The sequence below is a fragment of the Pseudomonas sp. BF-B-30 genome, assembly GCF_019956305.1.
Taxonomy (GTDB): domain Bacteria; phylum Pseudomonadota; class Gammaproteobacteria; order Pseudomonadales; family Pseudomonadaceae; genus Aquipseudomonas; species Aquipseudomonas jessenii.
The window spans coordinates 65879-84494 of sequence record NZ_JAHBDG010000007.1 but is presented as its reverse complement, the minus strand read 5'-3'; the positions used below and the strand labels follow the sequence as shown (position 1 = coordinate 84494).

Annotated in this window: 23 protein-coding genes; 11 read left to right on the top strand and 12 right to left on the bottom strand. The window is 61.1% G+C overall.

Annotated elements, in window-relative coordinates:
• The first annotated feature begins 90 nt into the window (after window positions 1–90).
• The 4 genes from KGB29_RS04620 to cysG are packed head-to-tail and all read left to right on the top strand — an operon-like array spanning window position 91 to window position 4479.
• Window positions 91–1413: a replication-associated recombination protein A gene (locus tag KGB29_RS04620; protein ID WP_150755581.1), complete on the top strand. Its 1323-nt coding sequence runs from the start codon at window positions 91–93 to the stop codon at window positions 1411–1413.
• The gene (crcB, locus tag KGB29_RS04615) at window positions 1413–1787 is read left to right on the top strand and encodes a fluoride efflux transporter CrcB (protein WP_057714174.1); all 375 of its coding nucleotides are present in this window, start codon (window positions 1413–1415) and stop codon (window positions 1785–1787) included. The genes KGB29_RS04620 and crcB overlap by 1 nt, the downstream gene beginning before the upstream one ends.
• A gap of 16 nt (window positions 1788–1803) precedes the next feature.
• Window positions 1804–3084, top strand: coding sequence for a serine--tRNA ligase (serS, locus tag KGB29_RS04610; RefSeq protein WP_218543914.1), 1281 nt, complete (start codon window positions 1804–1806; stop codon window positions 3082–3084).
• Window positions 3085–4479, top strand: coding sequence for a siroheme synthase CysG (gene cysG / locus KGB29_RS04605; RefSeq protein ID WP_150814744.1), 1395 nt, complete (start codon window positions 3085–3087; stop codon window positions 4477–4479).
• Between the two features lie 115 nt (window positions 4480–4594).
• On the opposite strand, the gene KGB29_RS04600 is transcribed toward cysG, so the two are convergent.
• The 9 genes from KGB29_RS04600 to KGB29_RS04560 form a co-directional block, all read right to left on the bottom strand.
• Window positions 4595–5596, bottom strand: a complete 1002-nt coding sequence (locus tag KGB29_RS04600; protein ID WP_150814743.1) for a glutathione S-transferase family protein — start codon at window positions 5594–5596, stop codon at window positions 4595–4597.
• A 91-nt stretch (window positions 5597–5687) separates the two neighbouring features.
• Window positions 5688–6689 carry a glycosyl transferase family protein gene (locus tag KGB29_RS04595; protein WP_057714178.1) on the bottom strand — a complete coding sequence of 334 codons (1002 nt, stop codon included), beginning with the start codon at window positions 6687–6689 and terminating at the stop codon, window positions 5688–5690.
• Window positions 6686–7021, bottom strand: a complete 336-nt coding sequence (locus KGB29_RS04590; RefSeq protein WP_057714179.1) for a TusE/DsrC/DsvC family sulfur relay protein — start codon at window positions 7019–7021, stop codon at window positions 6686–6688. The genes KGB29_RS04595 and KGB29_RS04590 overlap by 4 nt, the downstream gene beginning before the upstream one ends.
• A complete protein-coding gene (tusB, locus tag KGB29_RS04585) occupies window positions 7018–7311 on the bottom strand; it encodes a sulfurtransferase complex subunit TusB (protein ID WP_150814742.1) in 294 nt (97 codons plus the stop codon). Before tusB ends, KGB29_RS04590 begins: the two co-directional genes overlap by 4 nt.
• Entirely contained in the window at window positions 7311–7673 is a 363-nt protein-coding gene (gene tusC, locus KGB29_RS04580) for a sulfurtransferase complex subunit TusC (protein ID WP_150814741.1), read from the bottom strand. Before tusC ends, tusB begins: the two co-directional genes overlap by 1 nt.
• 1 nt (window position 7674) lies before the next feature.
• On the bottom strand, window positions 7675–8067 hold the full coding sequence (tusD, locus tag KGB29_RS04575; protein WP_150814752.1) for a sulfurtransferase complex subunit TusD: 393 nt from the start codon (window positions 8065–8067) through the stop codon (window positions 7675–7677).
• 200 nt (window positions 8068–8267) lie between these two features.
• Window positions 8268–8972: a YoaK family protein gene (locus KGB29_RS04570; RefSeq protein WP_090456597.1), complete on the bottom strand. Its 705-nt coding sequence runs from the start codon at window positions 8970–8972 to the stop codon at window positions 8268–8270.
• Between the two features lie 25 nt (window positions 8973–8997).
• Entirely contained in the window at window positions 8998–9327 is a 330-nt protein-coding gene (locus KGB29_RS04565) for a DUF6388 family protein (protein ID WP_102670523.1), read from the bottom strand.
• A 28-nt stretch (window positions 9328–9355) separates the two neighbouring features.
• Window positions 9356–9595 carry a hypothetical protein gene (locus KGB29_RS04560; protein WP_150814751.1) on the bottom strand — a complete coding sequence of 80 codons (240 nt, stop codon included), beginning with the start codon at window positions 9593–9595 and terminating at the stop codon, window positions 9356–9358.
• A gap of 148 nt (window positions 9596–9743) precedes the next feature.
• On the opposite strand from KGB29_RS04560, the gene KGB29_RS04555 reads away from it, so the two are divergent.
• Window positions 9744–10094, top strand: coding sequence for a hypothetical protein (locus tag KGB29_RS04555; RefSeq protein WP_090456593.1), 351 nt, complete (start codon window positions 9744–9746; stop codon window positions 10092–10094).
• Between the two features lie 128 nt (window positions 10095–10222).
• On the opposite strand, the gene KGB29_RS04550 is transcribed toward KGB29_RS04555, so the two are convergent.
• Entirely contained in the window at window positions 10223–10648 is a 426-nt protein-coding gene (locus KGB29_RS04550) for a GNAT family N-acetyltransferase (protein ID WP_150814740.1), read from the bottom strand.
• Window positions 10649–10795: 147 nt separating this feature from the next.
• Between KGB29_RS04550 and KGB29_RS04545 the strand changes: the two genes are divergently transcribed.
• Window positions 10796–11233 carry a hemerythrin domain-containing protein gene (locus KGB29_RS04545; RefSeq protein WP_150814739.1) on the top strand — a complete coding sequence of 146 codons (438 nt, stop codon included), beginning with the start codon at window positions 10796–10798 and terminating at the stop codon, window positions 11231–11233.
• Between the two features lie 66 nt (window positions 11234–11299).
• Complete coding sequence (locus tag KGB29_RS04540) at window positions 11300–11893, top strand: NUDIX domain-containing protein (protein ID WP_150814738.1); 594 nt, start codon at window positions 11300–11302, stop codon at window positions 11891–11893.
• A 168-nt stretch (window positions 11894–12061) separates the two neighbouring features.
• Here KGB29_RS04540 and KGB29_RS04535 read toward each other — a convergent pair whose 3' ends face one another.
• Window positions 12062–12577 carry a methylated-DNA--[protein]-cysteine S-methyltransferase gene (locus KGB29_RS04535; protein WP_150814737.1) on the bottom strand — a complete coding sequence of 172 codons (516 nt, stop codon included), beginning with the start codon at window positions 12575–12577 and terminating at the stop codon, window positions 12062–12064.
• Between the two features lie 136 nt (window positions 12578–12713).
• Between KGB29_RS04535 and ggt the strand changes: the two genes are divergently transcribed.
• On the top strand, window positions 12714–14441 hold the full coding sequence (gene ggt / locus KGB29_RS04530) for a gamma-glutamyltransferase (protein ID WP_150814736.1): 1728 nt from the start codon (window positions 12714–12716) through the stop codon (window positions 14439–14441).
• A 69-nt stretch (window positions 14442–14510) separates the two neighbouring features.
• Window positions 14511–15044, top strand: a complete 534-nt coding sequence (locus tag KGB29_RS04525; protein ID WP_150814735.1) for a cysteine hydrolase family protein — start codon at window positions 14511–14513, stop codon at window positions 15042–15044.
• Between the two features lie 115 nt (window positions 15045–15159).
• On the opposite strand, the gene KGB29_RS04520 is transcribed toward KGB29_RS04525, so the two are convergent.
• On the bottom strand, window positions 15160–16065 hold the full coding sequence (locus KGB29_RS04520; RefSeq protein ID WP_150814734.1) for a LysR family transcriptional regulator: 906 nt from the start codon (window positions 16063–16065) through the stop codon (window positions 15160–15162).
• 199 nt (window positions 16066–16264) lie between these two features.
• Here KGB29_RS04520 and KGB29_RS04515 point away from each other — a divergent pair, with 199 nt between their 5' ends.
• Window positions 16265–17764, top strand: coding sequence for a purine-cytosine permease family protein (locus KGB29_RS04515; protein WP_150814733.1), 1500 nt, complete (start codon window positions 16265–16267; stop codon window positions 17762–17764).
• On the top strand, window positions 17761–18588 hold the full coding sequence (locus tag KGB29_RS04510; RefSeq protein ID WP_150814732.1) for a nitrilase-related carbon-nitrogen hydrolase: 828 nt from the start codon (window positions 17761–17763) through the stop codon (window positions 18586–18588). The genes KGB29_RS04515 and KGB29_RS04510 overlap by 4 nt, the downstream gene beginning before the upstream one ends.
• The last annotated feature ends 28 nt before the right edge of the window (window positions 18589–18616 follow it).

The window sequence follows — 18616 nt, the reverse complement described above, 5'->3', positions numbered from 1 at the left end:
GTGATGCCGTAATCGCGAGCAAGCTCGCTCCCACAGGGTCAGCGTTTTGGCCCGCAGGTATTAAGTAACCCGAGGTTTTCAACGTACGCCATGGATCTGTTTCGCAGCACCCCCATCGCCCAGCCATTGGCCGCCCGCCTGCGTGCGGCCAATCTGGACGAGTACGTCGGTCAGGAACACGTGCTCGCTCGCGGCAAGCCCCTGCGCGAAGCGTTGGAGCAGGGTGCCCTGCATTCGATGATTTTCTGGGGGCCGCCGGGCGTGGGCAAAACCACCCTGGCGCGATTGCTCGCGGAAGTCTCGGACGCGCACTTCGAAACGGTCTCGGCAGTGCTGGCCGGGGTCAAGGAGATCCGCCAGTCGGTGGAAATCGCCAAACAGCAGGCCGCGCAGTACGGCCGCCGCACCATTCTGTTCGTCGACGAAGTGCATCGATTCAACAAGTCCCAGCAGGATGCGTTCCTGCCCTATGTCGAAGACGGTACGCTGATTTTCATCGGCGCAACCACGGAAAATCCCTCGTTCGAACTCAACAACGCCTTGCTGTCGCGGGCGCGGGTCTATGTGCTGAAAAGCCTCGACGAAGCGGCCCTGCGCAAACTGGTGCACCGCGCGCTGACCGAAGAGCGTGGCCTGGGTAAACGTAACCTGACCCTCAGCGACGAAGGCTTCCAGATGCTGCTGTCGGCCGCCGATGGCGATGGTCGGCGCCTGCTCAACCTGCTGGAAAACGCCTCGGACCTGGCAGAAGACAACAGCGAAATCGGCACCGACCTGCTGCAAAGCCTGCTCGGTGATACCCGCCGGCGGTTCGACAAGGGCGGCGAAGCGTTCTACGACCAGATTTCCGCGCTGCATAAATCGGTGCGCGGCTCCAACCCCGACGGCGCCTTGTACTGGTTCGCACGGATGATCGACGGCGGTTGCGACCCCTTGTACCTGGCCCGGCGCGTGGTGCGCATGGCCAGCGAAGACATTGGCAATGCCGATCCCCGCGCCCTGAGCCTGTGCCTGGCGGCCTGGGAGGTGCAGGAGCGCCTCGGCAGCCCCGAAGGCGAGCTGGCGGTGGCCCAGGCCATCACCTATCTGGCCTGCGCGCCAAAGAGCAACGCGGTGTACATGGGCTTCAAGACGGCATTGCGCGCCGCCGCCGAGCACGGCTCGCTGGAAGTGCCGCTGCACCTGCGCAACGCGCCGACCAAGCTTATGAAACAATTGGGCTACGGCGATGAATACCGTTATGCCCACGATGAGCCGGACGCGTATGCCGCTGGCGAAGACTATTTCCCGGAAGAACTCGACCCGATCCCGTTCTATCAGCCCGTGCCCCGTGGCCTGGAGTTGAAGATCGGTGAAAAACTCAATCACCTGGCGAAACTTGACCGTTTAAGCCCAAGGCAGCGGAGAAAATAGTGCTTCCCTTGATCGTTGCGGTTTCCGTCGGCGGGATGGCCGGCACGTTGTTGCGCTTCGTCACGGGCAACTGGATCAACGCGAATTGGCCGCGGCACTTCTATACCGCGACGCTGGCCGTTAATATCGTGGGCTGTTTGCTGATCGGCGTTCTATACGGTCTGTTTTTGATACGCCCGGAGGTGCCCATCGAGGTGCGTGCCGGGTTGATCGTTGGCTTCCTCGGGGGGCTGACGACTTTTTCATCCTTTTCACTGGATACGGTGCGCCTGCTGGAAAGCGGGCAAGTGCCGCTAGCCCTGGGCTATGCGGCGCTCAGCGTATTCGGCGGGCTGCTTGCCACCTGGGCCGGCCTGTCCTTGACCAAACTTTGATAAACGAGAAACCGACATGCTCGATTCCAAACTGTTACGTAGCAACCTTCAGGACGTAGCGGACCGCCTGGCATCCCGTGGCTATACCCTGGATGTTGCGCGCATCGAAGCGCTGGAAGAACAGCGCAAGACCGTCCAGACCCGCACCGAAGCACTGCAGGCTGAACGTAATGCGCGCTCCAAATCCATCGGTCAGGCCAAGCAGCGCGGCGAAGACATCGCGCCGCTGATGGCGGACGTCGAGCGCATGGCGGGCGAATTGAGCGCGGGTAAAGTCGAACTGGACGCGATCCAGACCGATCTGGACTCGATCCTGCTGGGTATCCCCAACCTGCCGCACGAATCGGTGCCGGTCGGCGAAGACGAAGACGGCAACGTCGAAGTGCGCCGCTGGGGCACCCCGACTGCCTTCGATTTCCCGGTTCAGGATCATGTCGCCCTGGGCGAGAAGTTCGGCTGGCTGGACTTCGAAACCGCCGCCAAGCTGTCCGGCGCCCGTTTCGCCCTGCTGCGCGGCCCGATTGCCCGTCTGCACCGCGCCCTGGCGCAGTTCATGATCAACCTGCACATCACCGAGCACGGCTACGAAGAGGCCTATACGCCTTATCTGGTCCAGGCCCCGGCGCTGCAAGGCACCGGCCAGCTGCCGAAGTTCGAAGAAGACCTGTTCAAGATCGCGCGCGAAGGCGAAGCCGACCTGTACTTGATCCCGACCGCCGAAGTGTCGCTGACCAACATCGTCGCCGGCGAAATCGTCGATTCGAAACTGCTGCCAATCAAGTTCGTCGCCCACACGCCGTGCTTCCGCAGCGAAGCCGGTGCATCGGGTCGTGACACCCGCGGCATGATCCGCCAGCACCAGTTCGACAAGGTTGAAATGGTGCAGATCGTCGAGCCATCGAAATCCATGGAAGCGCTGGAAGGCCTGACCGCTAACGCCGAGAAAGTCCTGCAATTGCTGGAACTGCCTTACCGCACTCTGGCGCTGTGCACCGGCGACATGGGCTTCAGCGCGGTCAAGACCTACGACCTGGAAGTGTGGATCCCGAGCCAGGACAAGTACCGCGAAATCTCGTCGTGCTCCAACTGCGGCGACTTCCAGGCCCGCCGCATGCAAGCGCGTTTCCGCAACCCGGAAACCGGCAAGCCGGAACTGGTACACACCCTGAACGGCTCCGGCCTGGCGGTGGGCCGTACCCTGGTCGCGGTGCTCGAGAATTATCAGCAGGCCGACGGTTCCATCCGTGTGCCTGAAGTCCTCAAGCCCTACATGGGTGGCCTTGAGGTCATCGGCTAAATGAACTATCTGCCGCTGTTTCACAACCTTCGCGGCAGTCGTGTGTTGGTCGTCGGCGGGGGGGAGATTGCCTTGCGCAAATCCCGCCTGCTGGCCGATGCCGGTGCGCTGCTGCGGGTGGTTGCACCTGAAATCGAAGCGCAATTGCGCGAGCTGGTTGCCGGCAGCGGTGGCGAGTGCCTGTTGCGTGGCTACGCCGAGGCGGATCTGGACGGTTGCGGGCTGATCATTGCCGCCACCGACGACGAAACGCTGAACGCACAAGTTTCCGCCGATGCCCATCGGCGTTGCGTGCCGGTCAATGTGGTGGACGCGCCGGCCCTGTGCAGCGTGATCTTCCCGGCCATCGTCGACCGTTCTCCCTTGATCATTGCAGTGTCCAGCGGCGGCGATGCGCCGGTGCTGGCACGCTTGATTCGCGCCAAGATCGAAACCTGGATTCCTTCCACCTACGGTCAATTGGCCGGGCTGGCTGCGCGATTCCGTCATCAGGTCAAAGGCCTGTTTCCGGATGTGCAGCAGCGTCGGGCGTTCTGGGAGGATGTTTTCCAGGGCCCGGTTGCCGATCGGCAACTGGCTGGGCAGGGCGGTGAAGCCGAGCGGTTGCTCCAGGCGAAAATCGATGGTGAGGCGCCAGTGGCAACCGGTGAAGTCTATCTGGTGGGCGCAGGGCCAGGTGATCCCGACCTGCTGACGTTCAAGGCATTGCGTCTGATGCAGCAAGCCGACGTGGTGCTGTACGACCGTTTGGTGGCACCGGCGATTCTCGAACTGTGCCGTCGCGACGCCGAGCGGGTTTACGTCGGCAAGCGCCGATCCGATCACGCGGTGCCGCAGGATCAGATCAACCAGCAATTGGTGGATCTGGCCAAGAAAGGCAAGCGTGTGGTGCGATTGAAGGGCGGCGATCCGTTCATCTTCGGTCGTGGTGGCGAGGAGATCGAAGAGCTGGCGGCCCATGGCATCCCGTTCCAGGTCGTGCCGGGGATCACGGCAGCCAGCGGTTGCGCGGCCTATGCCGGGATTCCGCTGACCCACCGCGATTATGCGCAGTCGGTGCGTTTCATCACCGGCCACCTCAAGGACGGCTCCAGCGATTTGCCATGGGCCGATCTGGTCGCCCCGGCGCAAACCCTGGTGTTCTACATGGGGCTGGTGGGCTTGCCGATCATCTGCGAACAGTTGATCAAGCATGGTCGCGCCGCCGATACCCCGGCGGCACTGATCCAGCAGGGCACCACGGTCAACCAGCGGGTGTTTACCGGCACCCTGTCGGACCTGCCACGACTGGTGGCGGAGCATGAAGTGCATGCGCCGACCTTGGTGATCGTGGGTGAAGTGGTGCAACTGCGCGAGAAACTGGCGTGGTTCGAAGGGGCTCAGGGGCAGGTCTGAGACCGAGTTGCCCTCATCGCGAGCAAGCTCGCTCCCACAGGTGATTTGTGAACGACACAAATCAATTGTGGGAGCGAGCTTGCTCGCGATGGGGCCTTCAAAACCTGCACAAATCTCAAGCTCTGCGCCAAACCCCTTTCCCACTCAACCGCTCCCGATCATGGGCCGCGGTGAAGTCCTGCGCCGGCCCTTTCGGCACCACACCCGTCGGGTTGATGGTGCGGTGGCTGGCATAGTAGTGGTTTTTGATGTGGGTGAAGTCGACGGTCTCGGCAATCCCCGACCACTGATAAATCTCCCGCAGCCAGTTCGACAGGTTCGGATAATCCGCAATCCGCCGCAGATTGCACTTGAAGTGCCCGTAGTACACCGCATCGAAGCGAATCAGCGTGGTGAACAGGCGGATGTCCGCTTCGGTCAGGTACTCGCCCGCCAGATAGCGGTTGGCGCCCAGCAGCAGCTCCAGTCGGTCCAGCTCGGCAAACACCTCATCGAAGGCTTGTTCATAAGCCTGTTGCGAGGTAGCAAACCCGGCGCGGTACACGCCATTGTTCACCGCCGGGTAAATCCGCTCGTTCAACGCATCGATTTCTCCCCGCAGCGGCGCCGGGTAGAAGTCCAGGTCGTTACCGGTCAGATCGTCGAAGGCGCCATTGAACATGCGGATGATTTCCGATGATTCATTGTTGACGATGCGCTTTTGCTGTTTGTCCCACAGCACCGGTACGGTGACGCGACCGGTGTAGTCGGCGGTGTCGGCGGTGTAGCGCTGGTGCATGAATTCGAAGTGGTCGAGCTTGTCGCCGGTCGACCCCAGGTGCTGGTCGAAGGTCCAGCCGTTTTCCAGCATCAACCAACTGACCACCGAAACGTCGATCAGGTTTTCGAGGCCTTTGAGTTTGCGCAGGATCAGTGTGCGATGGGCCCACGGACAGGCCAGGGACACGTACAGGTGATAGCACCCGGGTTCGGCCGCGAAACCGCCGATGCCGGTCGGTCCCGGCTTGCCGTCAGCGGTCAGCCAGTTGCGACGCTGCGCCTGTTCGCGCTGGAACGCGCCGTCCTTGCTGCTTTCGTACCACTTGTCCTGCCAGCGGCCATCCACTAACAAACCCATGTTCAAGACTCCCGAAACCCATAATCGATGGAGTCGAGTCTATTCCGATGAGTTCGAACAAAAAGCGCAAAGATCGGGCGCGAATGATCGATTAAATCGATTTGTCCCGCGCGGCCCAGTATTTTTCAGCGGTTTCGAAGGCCTGTTCGCGGGTCTGGCCAAGGCCACGCAGGGCCAAGGCCATGGTCGAGATCAGGGCCATTTGCGGGTAGCTGTCGACCACGTCGCCACGCCAGACCGCTTTCAAATGCTCAGGATCAAGCGAGGCAGGTTTGACGTGACGCTGCGCCGACAACTGCGGCCATTCCTCGTCCCAGCTCTCGCCCCCGGTGGTGCCGTACAGGTGACTGTCGGCGTCCGGGTTGATCTCGATCTCGCCGCCATCGCCCTTGATCACGATGGCGGTATCACCGAGCAATCCACTGGCGTCGCGATGCACGGCCTGATAACCCGGGTGGAAAATGCTCTGCAGGCCGCAACGGGCGCCCAACGGATTGAGGATCCGCGCCAGGGAGTGGATCGGCGAGCGCAGGCCCAGGGTGTTGCGCAGGTCGATCATGCGTTGCAGCTGTGGCGCCCAGTCCATCAATGGCATGAAGGCCAGGCCGCCGTTATCCAGCGCCGAACCCACCTGTTGCCAGTTACGGCACAACGGGATGTTCAATTCGCCCAGCAGTTGCTCGCTGTACAAGCGTCCGGCCGTGTGGGCGCCGCCGCCGTGCATGAAAATCCGCACGCCGTTTTGCGCCAGGCACTTGGCCGCCAGCAGATACCACGGCAAGTGCCGCTTCTTGCCGGCATAGGTCGGCCAGTCCAGATCCACTGCCATTGCCGGAGGATTCAGGCGTTCGCGCAAGGCTTCGGTGAAACCCGCCATCTCCTCGAAGCTTTCTTCCTTGTGCCGCAACAGCATCAGGAATGCGCCGAGCTGGGTTTCCTCGACCTTTTCATCGAGCACCATGCCCATGGCTTCCCGGGCCTCGACCCGGGTCAGGTCACGGGCGCCGCGCTTGCCTTTGCCAAGGATCCGTACGAACTGGGCGAACGGATGCTCGGCGGGTGTTTCGAGTGTCAGTGCTGGGTAATCGGTCATAAGCAATTCGTCGGTTTGGGCAGGCCCGCCAGTTTCGCGGCGAGTTTGGCGGGAGTGCCTTTGAACAGTCGGTTCAGGTGCAGGCTGTTGCCTTTTTCCGGGCCGAGTTTCAGGGCGGTGTACTTGATCAACGGGCGGGTGGCCGGTGACAGCTGGAATTCGGCGTAGAAACTGCGCAGCAGTTCGAGGACTTCCCAGTGTTCGGGCGTCAACTCGATGTCTTCGGCCGCCGCCAGGGCACTGGCCACATCGGCGGACCAGTCACTCAGTTCGACCAGGAAACCGTCCTTGTCCAGTTCGATGGCGCGGGGGCCGACCGTCAATGCCTTCATAGCCAACTGTTGACCTTGTCGTAGTGAATCGACAGCTCGACGAAGGCCGGGTAATCGATGGCACTGGCCCAGTCTGGAACCGCAAGCGCACGGGCCTGGGCATCTTCGGCCAGCACGAACAGCTTCAGGCCGCGCGTGCTGAGCGCAGTGAACGGCGCGGTGCCTGGTTGCAACGCATAGGCGGCATCACCGGACAACAGCAACCCGTCGTTGGCGCCGATCACGCGCAGGCAACTGGTCAGGCGTTCGTCGCCGAACGGGGAATGAGACAACACATGCAAAGTCGACATCAGAGGGTGATCACCTGGTCGTAACGGTCAATGAGGGCGGTGATTTCGTGGGCGGCCAATACCTGGGCTTCTTCCAGCGACAGGCCGCTGGGGTCCAGGCCACGCTGGGTGATGCTGTCGCCACAGGCAAACAGTTCCTCGACACCGAACATCGGCAGGGCTTGCAGGTTGGCGCTCAGGTCTTTCTGTTGCAGGGCCTTGGCGTTCTGACCGGCGGCCAGCTGGAACACGCCGTCATCGAGAAACAACAGGCCGATCGGCAGATCGAAAGCGCCCCCGGCCAGCACGATATCCAGCGCTTCCCGCGCGCCTGGGCCGGACCATGGCGACTGGCGGTTGATGATCAATATGGATTTGGCCATGTCATGCGCCTCCGAAACAGATCAGACGGTCGGCATCCTGCGCCGCGTCATGCAATTGGCCGAGGCCGGACAATTCCCACGGTGCGCCGACGGCTACAGCCTCACGCTGATAGCGCCTGGCTTCTTCCTCGTTCAACACGCCACGACGCAGCGCGGCGGCGATGCACACCACGCCATCGAGTTGATGGTCACCGACAAAGGCACGCCATTGCTTGGGCAGGTCCAGTTCATCCTGGGGCGTGACCACGCTGGCGGACGCGTTGTAGACGCCGTCCTGATAGAAAAACAGCCGGACAATCTCGTGCCCGCCGGCCAGCGCGGCCTGGGCGAACAGCAGGGCTCGGCGCGAGGAGGGCGCATGGGCGGCGGAAAATACGGCGATGGCGAACTTCATGACGGACTCGATCAGCGAAACTGCCGCCATGATAATGCTTTATCGGCGGGGCGGCTAAAGTGATGTTGTCTGGGCGGGCCTCATCGCGAGCAAGCTCGCTCCCACAAGGGATTTGCGTCGGACACAAAATCAGCAACCACCACAGGTCCACTGTGGGAGCGAGCTTGCTCGCGATGAGGCCCGCCCAGACAACACCAGACTCAGCGCGGCATATACCCCAACTGCCAACGCCGCGGGATCTTCAACGACAGCACCCCGAGCCCGGCAGCCAGCAGGCCACTGGCAAACAACGCCTTGAGCCCCAGGTGGTGTTCCAGCACGGCACCGAGTACCGCGCCGGCGAACATGCCGGTCCAGGGGATCAACTGCACCCGCCAGCCGCTACGGCGCTCGCCGAGCATCCAGCGGCCCAGCCCGCGGCCGAAACGCGACAGGGCACCGGTAACGTAGGTCAGGCCCACCGGCAGGCCATTTACTTCTTCCACCGCGGCGTTGAGCATGCCCATGGCGATGATCGCCGCCAGCAGGGCTGGCAGTTGCTCGTCATACGACCAGGCCGCGGCGGCGCACAGCAGGGCGGCAATGCACAGTAACAAGGGCAGGGTCCGGCGTCTGCCCAGGCGGCTGACGATAATGCCCAGCGCGTTGCCGACGATGAAGGTGGCGATGAGGATCACCAGGCGCAGGGTCAACCCAAGGTCACCAGTACTGATGGCGACCGCCATCCGGGTGGTATTGCCGCTCATGAACGAAACGAAGTCGCCGCTGGCCATGAAGCCGATGGCGTCGGTCATGCCGGCGAGTACCGAGAGCATGGCCACCAGGCTCAAGCCTATGCGCCCGCGCCATTTCTGTGTGTGCAAATGACCGGGGCTGGCGTGGGTCCTGGCGGTGTTGGGCAGCATCGGCGATGGCCTCCATGAACAGTGTTTACGGTTTTATCCCATTCAACTCGCAATATTCCAGCCAGTCCATGCCGGCCATTTCCGCCACTTCCCGGTGTACTTCAAGGCGCTGCGCTTCGTAGTCCCGGGGCGTGGCGGCAGTTAACTGCAACGTCAGTTCCCAGGCGAACAACTGCTGGCGTTCTGCTTCAGCTTCAAACGCTTCGTGCAGCCGTTCTTCGCGATACTGTGCCGCCGTTTCACCCTTGGCCTGGGCCAACAGCGGGTTGAGGTGGTCGAGTTCTTCGCGCAACTCGGGGCGCGCATCGAGAAACCGCTTCAGTGCCTGCTCATGTTGCTGCTCGGTTGCCGCCATGGTCGCTCCTTGGATGGGATTACGAAGACTACTTCTTGCTGGCCTTGGCCGCTGCCGCCAGGCATTCGAGGGCAAACTGTTCGATGTAGGTCATCTGGATCGGCGTGGTTTCGCCTTTGACGGTTCTTTCGCCGTCGAGGATGTAACGAATCCGCTTGTCGGTGACGCCGATTCGCTTGGCAATCCAGGAGGGCGTCTGACCGATCTGGCTGATCAGCTTGTCGGCATATTCAGTGCTCGGTTTGTAGAACTCGGCATTAGGTGTCATCAGGTTTCCAGTCATGGGTGCGATGGGGCGATATTGGCGCGACAGGGTGCGCGAATCGTTGCGCGCTGTCGCGGTATAAATGCAGTAAAGCAGAACGGTACGGCCCGCCGGGGTGATAAAGTCCGCTTTTTCCTGATGAGTGAATGCAATGCGAATTCTGATGGTGGCGCTGGCCGTGACGTTGCTGGCCGGATGCGCAGGCTCGGCGATGAACGACGCCCGCACCAAGGCCCCGTACAAGACCCTGAACTCGGAAAAACCGGGCAAAGACGTCGCCCAGTGCGTGCAGTTTTCCTGGCAGGACGAGGCCGTGTTCGGCGTCGATGCCGCTGCCTATCTGCAACCGGGGGAGAAGGGCGGCACGACGGTTTACACCCGTTCGGCGGAGTCCTTCGTCGACGTGACCACCGATGCCTCGGGCACGGTGTTGAGCTACTACGCTCAGAAGGATGATTTCGTGGCCAAGCGCCGGTTGGCGGCGTTGGCGACTTGCCTGTGATTCGAAGGCTTGCGCAGTAACTTGTGGGAGCGGGCTTGCTCGCGAAGACTTAGTGTCAGTCGCTATCAATGTTGGTTGATAGACCGCTTTCGCGAGCAAGCCCGCTCCCACAGTTGTTTTGTGTGTGGTCAGTAATTCAGGCGCTTCTGGAAGAAGAAGTGCTTGTGGCCCGGCGGGTAATCGGCAATGTGGCCGATCTCGCTGTAGCCGCATTTCTTGTAGAACTCCGGCGCCTGGAACTCGAAGGTTTCCAGCCACAGACCGACGCATTCCTTTTCCCGTGCAAGGTCTTCGGCCATCTGCATCAACCGGGTGCCCATGCCTTGTCCCCGGGCCTGTTCCGGCACCGCCAGCAAGTCTATGAACAACCACTGATAGAACAACCGGGCGTAAACGCCGCCGACGATTTCGTCGTTGTCGTCGCGTATCAGTAACGCGATATGTTCCGGTGGCGGGCTTGCAGACTTCGAGGAGTTGTAGGCGCGTAACGGCACGAGGATCGCCTCGCGCTCTTCGGTGCTGGGGTTGTGCTTGCGTTCGATACGCAGGTTCATGGCTATATCCTTATGGCAGTGAAACCGCAGCCTATCCCGGTTGTCGCGATTGTTCCATCCCCGGAAAAGTTGAACCGTGGCCAATGCGCAGCTGTCATTCCTTAAGACGCGTCACTCCAGAACGCAGCTGATGAGGACAACCACCCCGTGAACATTTTTGAAGCCTTGCGTGAAAGCCACGAACGCCAACGGACCTATGCAAAAGCGCTGATCCATACCAGCGGCGATACGCCTGAGCGGGTCGAGGCGTACAAGCAACTCAAGTCTGAATTGCAGGCACACGCCACGGCCGAAGAGCGGCATTTCTACATCCCGTTGATGGAGGTCGACAACGGTATCGACCTCAGCCGTCATGGCATCGCCGAACATCACGAAATGGACGAAATGATGGAGGAACTGGACGACACCGAGATGTCCAGCCCGGCGTGGCTGGTGACCGCGAAGAAACTCTCGGAGAAAGTGCATCATCACCTCGAGGAAGAAGAGCAGAAGTTCTTCCAGATGGCTGGCAAGCTGCTCAACGACAAACAGAAAGAGTCATTGGCCGGACAATACGAGAAGGAGTACAAGGCGCAGCTTGCCTGAGGGGGCAAAGGCTGTGCGTTTTCACTTAACATGTGGACCCTCAGACAAATCACAGGACGCGTTGTCATGTCGAACACAGCCGAGCGGGTCAACATCCTTGAGTCTCAGGTATTGTCCCACGACTGGTACCTGCTCAAGAAAATCACCTTCGATTACCAACGCAACAACGGCGAGTGGCAACGCCAGGTCCGGGAGGTCTACGACCGTGGCAATGGCGCGGCGATTCTCCTGTACAACCGCGAAAAGAAAACCGTGGTACTGACCCGGCAATTTCGCCTGCCGGTATTCGTCAACGGTCACGATGGGCTGTTGATCGAAGTGGCGGCAGGGCTGTTGGAAGGCGCGGCACCTGAAGACCGCATCCGCGATGAAGCGGAGGAGGAGACGGGTTACCGCGTGCACCATGTGCAGAAGGTGTTCGAGGCGTACATGAGCCCCGGTTCGGTGACGGAAAAACTGCACTTCTTCATTGCCGAATACGACGCGAAGTCGAAAGTCAGCGACGGTGGCGGGCTGGAGGCGGAAACCGAAGAGCTGGAAGTGCTGGAGTGGACGTTCGAGGACGCGCTCGAAGCGTTTTACCGTGGCGAAATCTGCGACGCCAAGACCATCATGCTGTTGCAGTATGCGGCGATGAAAAACCTCTTCGCCCCAACCTGACCCTGTGGTGGAAGGGCTTTTGTGGCGAGGGGGCTTGCCCCCGTTCGGCTGCGAAGCAGTCGTCATCGCGGAGCGTGCGAACGTCCAGAATAAAAGTACAAATGCTTTTGGGACCGCTGCGCAGTCCAACGGGGGCAAGCCCCCTCGCCACAAAGATGCAGTGCGTCCCTAAAACAAATCATCCATGCGACTGGCGCCTGACCACTCGCAGCCCTCCAGGGTCAGCAACAACGCCTTCGCCTCAAGCCCACCGGCAAACCCGGTGAGCTTGCCCGACGCGCCAATCACCCGATGACAGGGCGCCACGATCGAAATCGGGTTCTTGCCATTCGCCGCACCCACCGCCCTGACTGCCGCCGGGTTGCCGATCTGTTCGGCGATCTGGCTGTAGCTGCGGGTCTCGCCGAACGGGATGGTCAGCAGCGCCGCCCAGACCTTCTTCTGAAATTCCGTGCCGGCAAAATCCAGATCCAGTTCGAAGCGATCGCGGGTGCCGGAAAAATATTCGTGTAGCTGCGCAGCCGTGCGCACCAGGATCGGATTGTCCGGCGCTTCGCTCATCGGTCCCAGGCACACCCGCCCGGGTTTGTCGTTTTCCCAGAGGATGGCCGCCAGTCGTGAACCGTTCGCGACCAGCTTCAACTGGCCCACGGGGGAGGCCACGGTGGTGCAGGTATAGGTCATGCCAGGGCTCGCGCAAAATTGCTGAACAGGCGTTAAGGATACTGCCTCGGCGGGGAGGCGCAATACGTAATCCCGACCATACTTGCCTACTGCTTTCGAAACGTTCCCCTGTTTAATAACAAGAAGAGACCGACTCATGAAGTACGAACCTTTTGCCAAATCGCTGATTGCGACCTCCTTGGCGCTCAGCTGCCTGACCGCCCATGCCGCCTCCGTGGCCCCGGCTACCGGGGAAAACGGCATGGTGGTCACGGCCCAGCACCTGGCCAGCCATGTGGGCGTGGATGTGCTCAAGAACGGCGGCAATGCCGTGGATGCGGCGGTCGCGGTCGGCTATGCGCTGGCAGTGGTGTACCCCGCGGCAGGCAACCTTGGCGGCGGTGGTTTCATGACCATTCAACTGGCGGACGGGCGCAAGACCTTCCTCGACTTCCGTGAAAAAGCCCCGCTGGCCGCAACCGCCAACATGTACCTGGACAAGGAGGGCAATGTCGTCCCCGATCTGAGTACCCGTGGCCACCTGGCCGTGGGTGTGCCGGGCACGGTATCGGGCATGGAACTGGCGCTGTCCAAGTACGGCACCAAGCCGCGCAAGGAAATCATCGCCCCGGCCATCAAGCTGGCCGAAGACGGTTTCGTGCTGGAGCAGGGGGATGTCGATCTGCTGGACTACGCCACCGACATGTTCAAGAAGGACATCAAGGATTCCGGCTCGATCTTCTTGAGTAACGGCGAGCCGATGCAGGTCGGCCAAAAACTGGTGCAAAAGGACCTGAGCAAAACCTTGCGGGAGATCTCCGAGAAAGGCGCCGACGGTTTCTATAAAGGCTGGGTGGCCGACGCCATCGTCACCTCCAGTCAGGCCAACAAGGGCATCATCACCCAGGCCGACCTCGACAAATACAAGACCCGTGAACTGGCGCCCATCGAGTGCGACTACCGTGGCTATCACGTGGTTTCCGCACCGCCACCGAGCTCCGGCGGCGTGGTGATCTGCGAGATCATGAACATCCTCGAAGGCTACCCGATGAAGGAACTGGGCTACCACTCGGCCCAGGGCATGCACTATCAGATCGAGGCAATGCGCCATGCCTATGTGGACCGCAACAGTTACCTGGGCGACCCGGATTTCGTGAAGAACCCGATTGCCCATCTGCTGGATAAAAACTACGCGACCAAGCTGCGCGAGGCGATCAAACCACAAAAAGCCGCGGTATCCAGTGAACTCAAGCCCGGCGTAGCGCCCCATGAAGGCAGCAACACCACCCATTACTCCATCGTCGACAAGTGGGGCAACGCGGTGTCGGTGACCTACACCCTCAACGACTGGTTCGGTGCTGGCGTGATGGCGAGCAAGACCGGGGTCATCCTCAACGATGAAATGGACGACTTCACCTCGAAGATCGGCGTACCGAACATGTACGGCCTGGTGCAGGGCGAGGCCAACGCCATCGCGCCCGGCAAGGCGCCGCTGTCGTCCATGAGCCCGACCATCGTCACCAAGGACGGCAAAGTGGTGATGGTGGTCGGCACTCCGGGCGGCAGCCGCATCATCACCGCGACATTGCTGACCATGCTCAACGTGATCGACTACGGCATGAACATCCAGGAGGCGGTGGATGCACCGCGTTTCCACCAGCAGTGGCTGCCGGAGGAAACCAACCTGGAAGCCTTCACCACCAGCCCGGACACGGTGAAAATCCTCGAGAGCTGGGGCCACAAGTTCGCCGGTCCCCAGGATGCCAACCACCTGGCGGCGATCCTGGTCGGCGCGCCATCCCTGGGTGGCAAACCGGTAGGCAATAACCGTTTCTACGGGGCGAACGACCCACGGCGTAACACCGGGTTGTCGCTGGGTTATTGAGGGTTGTGTCCGGAGGGGGACGGGCTTATGTTCGTCCCCTGATCCCTCGACATATCAAGGAAGGAAATCATGACCACTGCGTTATTAATCATCGACGTCCAGCAAGCTTTGTGTTCCGGGGAGTACGAGTGCTTCGAGATTGGACGGGTCATCAACACCATCAATGACCTGTCTGCCCGGGCGCGCAAGGCCGGCGTTCCGGTGGTGCTGATCCAGCATGAAGAAGAGGGTGAACTGTTGAAACACGGTGCCCCAGGCTGGCAACTGGCCGAAGGGCTGCAAACATCGCCCGAAGATCATCGCGTACGTAAAACCACTGGCGATTCGTTCTATCAGACCAACCTGCAACGGTTGTTGCCGGTAGAAGACTTCGAAAGGCTGGTCATCTGCGGCCTGCAAACCGATTACTGCGTGAATGCAACCCTGCGTCAGGCGCATCAATTGGGCTATGACGTGGTGTTGGCCGCCGACGCGCACTCCACCGTCGACAATGGCAATGTCACTGCCGAGGACATCATTGCCCAACACAACAAGGATTGGGCAGATCTGAGCGGCTCGGTGGCCCGGATCGATGTGGTCCCGGCTGCTGAAATCCGCTTCTGATAACACCATTGCGCCCCCCTTGTAGGAGCGAGCCGGCTCGCGATGGACGTTAACGATAACGCGGGGGGCCAGATACCCAGCGGTGCCCGGAAGTCCATCGCGAGCAGGCTCGCTCCTACAAGGGTGAACCGAAAATCTCGATCAGCTCGTTCAGGAACGCACTCACCAGGTCCCGCTGCCGCGCCGAATGCCGCACCGCCGCATGAAAGCTCACCTCATAGCGCAGCAGGTCAGGGTTCAGCGGGTGCAACTGCCCCAGCTGTTCATGCCGGGTCGCGTAGTGCTGCGGCAGAAACCCCAGGTGCTGGCCGGACAGAATCAGCAGGGCCGCGCCGTCCATGCTGTCGGTGAGCACGGTCAGGCGCTCGATGGAGGTGGGGGCCGGCATTTCCGGCAGCGGATGGCTCGGCCAGACCCAGTCAAACCCGCTGACATCTTCCCGGGTCAGCGCGCCAACCTGGTCGAACAGTGGATGCGAGGGCGCGCAGTAGGCAATCTGGGTTTCCGGGAACAGCGGGAAATAATCGATGCTGGGCAAGCGGTGCCAGAAGTAACCGATGGCCAGGTCGATATGGCCGTTGATGATTTTTTCTTCCAGCAGGGACGACGACAGCTCGGTGAAATGGAAGTACAGCCCCTCGTGCCGAGCCCGCAATCGGGCAATGGCCTGGCCGATTTTCCTGTTCGCCACCGGGTCGATTTGCCCTAGCAAACCGATGTTGATACTGCCCGAGACTTTGCGGTTGATGTGCTGCACCTCGACCCGAAAACCTTCGGCCGCCGCCAGCAAGCGCCGGGCTGCCTCAATGAATTGAGTACCTTTGGGCGTCACGGAAAACCCGCCGCGTCCGCGTTCGCACAGGCGGAAACCGACCCGCGCTTCCAGCGTTGCCAGTTGCGCGCTGATCGTGGGTTGCGTGGTGTTGAGAGCGGTTTGTGCCGCCGAGATGCCGCCCGCTTCGACGACGGTCAGAAATACCCGGATCAGACGCAGATCCAGCTCCGTAACAGTTCCCAGCATGGGGGCTCCCGATTCTCGCTTACATAGATACCGATCTATGTGAACAGTGTGCCTGCGATATTTTACTGCCAGAACTCACGCCCTACATTGCCGTGAAACCAGCGTCATCGTCAGCTTTTTCTGGAGTTTCACCTGATCTGGACGTCGTAGCGAGCGCTGTACCCACAAAAACAACAAACAACAGCATAGGAACAATCGTATGTCAGGTTCCCCAGTGTCTGCGCACGCCACCGAGGCGAGCGGCGGGTTGGCCATCGAAGGCCACTCCATCGATTACATTCCGGAAAACGAACGTCACGCCAAACTCGGCAGCCAGGGCCCATTCTGGTTCCTCGGCAATTTCCACTTCTTCACCATCTCCATCGGCTTTGTCGGCCCGAGCCTCGGCTTGTCGGCGCTGTGGACCATGCTCGCCGGTGCCCTGGGCATCATGTTCGGCACCATTTTCATGGCGTTCCACGGCTCCCAGGGCCCGGAAATGGGCCTGCCGCAGATGATCCAGTCCCGTGCGCAGTTCGGTTATCGCGGGGTGATCCTGGCGTTGATGGCGACGATGTTTGTGTTCGTCGGTTTCAATGTGGTGAACATCTCGCTGATCATGAACGGCCTTGAACATGTGTTTGGCATCGACCCGACCATCGTGGCCGTGGCCGTGGTAATGATCGGCGCGCTGTTGTCGATCTACGGCCACGACCTGATGCACAAGGCCTTCAAGTGGGCCTTGCTGGCGACCTTGCCGCTGTACGCACTGGTGACCATCGCCCTGATGTTCGGCGCAGGTTCCGAAGGCGTCACCCCGGCAACCGACCTGGGCTTCAACTGGGTGGCCTTCGCCACGTTGTTCGCCATCGGTGCCAGCTACAACATTTCCTATGCACCCTACGTGTCCGACTATTCCCGTTACCTGCCGAAAAACACCAGCCGGACGAAACTGATTGCGGCGGTGTTCATCGGCGCCTCGTTGTCGGGCAGCTGGATGATCGGCCTCGGTGCCTGGCTGGCGCAGCAATTGAAAGCGGCGGATGCGCTGGTGGCGTTGAATCAGGTCGGCTCGTCGATGATTCCGGGGCTGGGCAATCTGCTGGTGATCGTTTCGGTGGCGGGCTTCCTGCCGATCATCGCGCTCAACACCTACAGCGCCATGCTGACGCTGCTGACCGGCGTCGACTCGATCAAAAAAATCACCCCGACACCCCGCGCCCGTGTGCTCTCGATCAGTGTGATCAGCGTCATCCTGTTGACCTGCGTGCTGTCGATCAAAGGTGACGGCATCGCTCTGCTGAACACCTTCCTGGTGTTGCTGCTGTACTTCCTCGTGCCGTGGACCGCCGTCAACCTGGTGGACTACTTCTTCGTGCGCAAGGGCCGTTATGCGATCCCGCATTTCTTCACGCCAAAAGGCATCTACGGCGCCTGGCAATTTCGCGGCATCGTTTCGTACCTGATCGGCTTCGCCGCGATGGTGCCGTTCTTCTACATCTTCAACGCAGCGGCCAACAAGGAAGTGTTCGTTGGTCCGCTGGCGCGGATGCTTGAAGGCGTGGACATCGCCTGGCTGGTGGGGCTTGTGGTGTCGGGGCTGACCTACTACCTGCTCAGTCGCTCGATTGATCTGGCCGCCGAACGCCGGGTGATCGACGCGCTGAGCGAAAGCGACATCGTCGCCATGACCCATTCATCTGCGGAGACAGTGCGTTGAACAACGCTAAAAACACAGTGGTCGCCTGCTGCCAACTGGCACCGAAAATAGGCGACCTGGCCTACAACCGCACGCTCACCGAACGCGCGATTCGCCAGGCAGCCTTTCAGGGCGCGCAAGTCGTCGTGCTGCCCGAACTGGTGCAGAGCGGCTATCTGTTTGCCGACCGCTTTGAGGCGCTGGGCCTGGCGGAAACCGTTGATGGTCCGGCCTTGCAACTGTGGCAGGCCCTGGCCCGTGAGCTGAACCTGGTGATAGTCGGCGGCTTCTGCGAGCGCCTGCCCGCTGATGAACTGGCCAACAGCGCGGCGATGATCGATGCCAACGGCCTGCGCGCGGTGTACCGCAAGGCGCATCTGTGGGATGTCGAGAAGGACATCTTCACGGCCGGCGATGCGCCACCGCCGGTGGTCGAAACTGTGCATGGACGGCTCGGCATGCTGATTTGCTACGACCTGGAGTTCCCCGAGTGGGTGCGTCTTGCGGCGCTGGCCGGGGCCGAACTGTTGTGCGCGCCGGTCAATTGGCCCGACGGTCCGCGGCCGCAAACCGAGCGCCCGGCCGAAGTGCTGCGGGTGCAGGCCAATGCCTCGGTCAACCGCATGTTCATCGCCGCCTGTGATCGCTATGGCCATGAACGTGGAGTTGGTTGGGTCCAGGGCTCGGTCATCGTCGATGCCGACGGCTATCCGTTGGCCGGGCCGGCGGAGCAGGGCGGTGAGCAGATGTTGCTGGCCACGCTGAACCTCGCCGAGGCGCGCAACAAGCGCATCAGTGCGCGCAATGACCTGCATCAGGACCGGCGGCCGCAGTTGTACGGCTGAGCGGTTGTTGTAACTGCTGATGTCACGG

Bases quoted from the DNA above. Each gene is read 5' to 3' on its own strand.
- KGB29_RS04520 (WP_150814734.1), bottom strand. From the start codon at position 16,065: ATGCTGGGAACTGTTACGGAGCTGGATCTGCGTCTGATCCGGGTATTT.
- KGB29_RS04560 (WP_150814751.1), bottom strand. From the start codon at position 9,595: ATGACACCTAATGCCGAGTTCTACAAACCGAGCACTGAATATGCCGAC.
- KGB29_RS04525 (WP_150814735.1), top strand. From the start codon at position 14,511: ATGACCACTGCGTTATTAATCATCGACGTCCAGCAAGCTTTGTGTTCC.
- ggt (WP_150814736.1), top strand. From the start codon at position 12,714: ATGAAGTACGAACCTTTTGCCAAATCGCTGATTGCGACCTCCTTGGCG.
- KGB29_RS04535 (WP_150814737.1), bottom strand. From the start codon at position 12,577: ATGACCTATACCTGCACCACCGTGGCCTCCCCCGTGGGCCAGTTGAAG.
- KGB29_RS04555 (WP_090456593.1), top strand. From the start codon at position 9,744: ATGCGAATTCTGATGGTGGCGCTGGCCGTGACGTTGCTGGCCGGATGC.
- KGB29_RS04550 (WP_150814740.1), bottom strand. From the start codon at position 10,648: ATGAACCTGCGTATCGAACGCAAGCACAACCCCAGCACCGAAGAGCGC.
- KGB29_RS04590 (WP_057714179.1), bottom strand. From the start codon at position 7,021: ATGAAGGCATTGACGGTCGGCCCCCGCGCCATCGAACTGGACAAGGAC.
- KGB29_RS04620 (WP_150755581.1), top strand. From the start codon at position 91: ATGGATCTGTTTCGCAGCACCCCCATCGCCCAGCCATTGGCCGCCCGC.
- KGB29_RS04515 (WP_150814733.1), top strand. From the start codon at position 16,265: ATGTCAGGTTCCCCAGTGTCTGCGCACGCCACCGAGGCGAGCGGCGGG.
- KGB29_RS04600 (WP_150814743.1), bottom strand. From the start codon at position 5,596: ATGGGTTTGTTAGTGGATGGCCGCTGGCAGGACAAGTGGTACGAAAGC.
- tusD (WP_150814752.1), bottom strand. From the start codon at position 8,067: ATGAAGTTCGCCATCGCCGTATTTTCCGCCGCCCATGCGCCCTCCTCG.
- cysG (WP_150814744.1), top strand. From the start codon at position 3,085: ATGAACTATCTGCCGCTGTTTCACAACCTTCGCGGCAGTCGTGTGTTG.
- KGB29_RS04595 (WP_057714178.1), bottom strand. From the start codon at position 6,689: ATGACCGATTACCCAGCACTGACACTCGAAACACCCGCCGAGCATCCG.
- KGB29_RS04570 (WP_090456597.1), bottom strand. From the start codon at position 8,972: ATGCTGCCCAACACCGCCAGGACCCACGCCAGCCCCGGTCATTTGCAC.
- KGB29_RS04565 (WP_102670523.1), bottom strand. From the start codon at position 9,327: ATGGCGGCAACCGAGCAGCAACATGAGCAGGCACTGAAGCGGTTTCTC.
- tusB (WP_150814742.1), bottom strand. From the start codon at position 7,311: ATGTCGACTTTGCATGTGTTGTCTCATTCCCCGTTCGGCGACGAACGC.
- KGB29_RS04540 (WP_150814738.1), top strand. From the start codon at position 11,300: ATGTCGAACACAGCCGAGCGGGTCAACATCCTTGAGTCTCAGGTATTG.
- tusC (WP_150814741.1), bottom strand. From the start codon at position 7,673: ATGGCCAAATCCATATTGATCATCAACCGCCAGTCGCCATGGTCCGGC.
- serS (WP_218543914.1), top strand. From the start codon at position 1,804: ATGCTCGATTCCAAACTGTTACGTAGCAACCTTCAGGACGTAGCGGAC.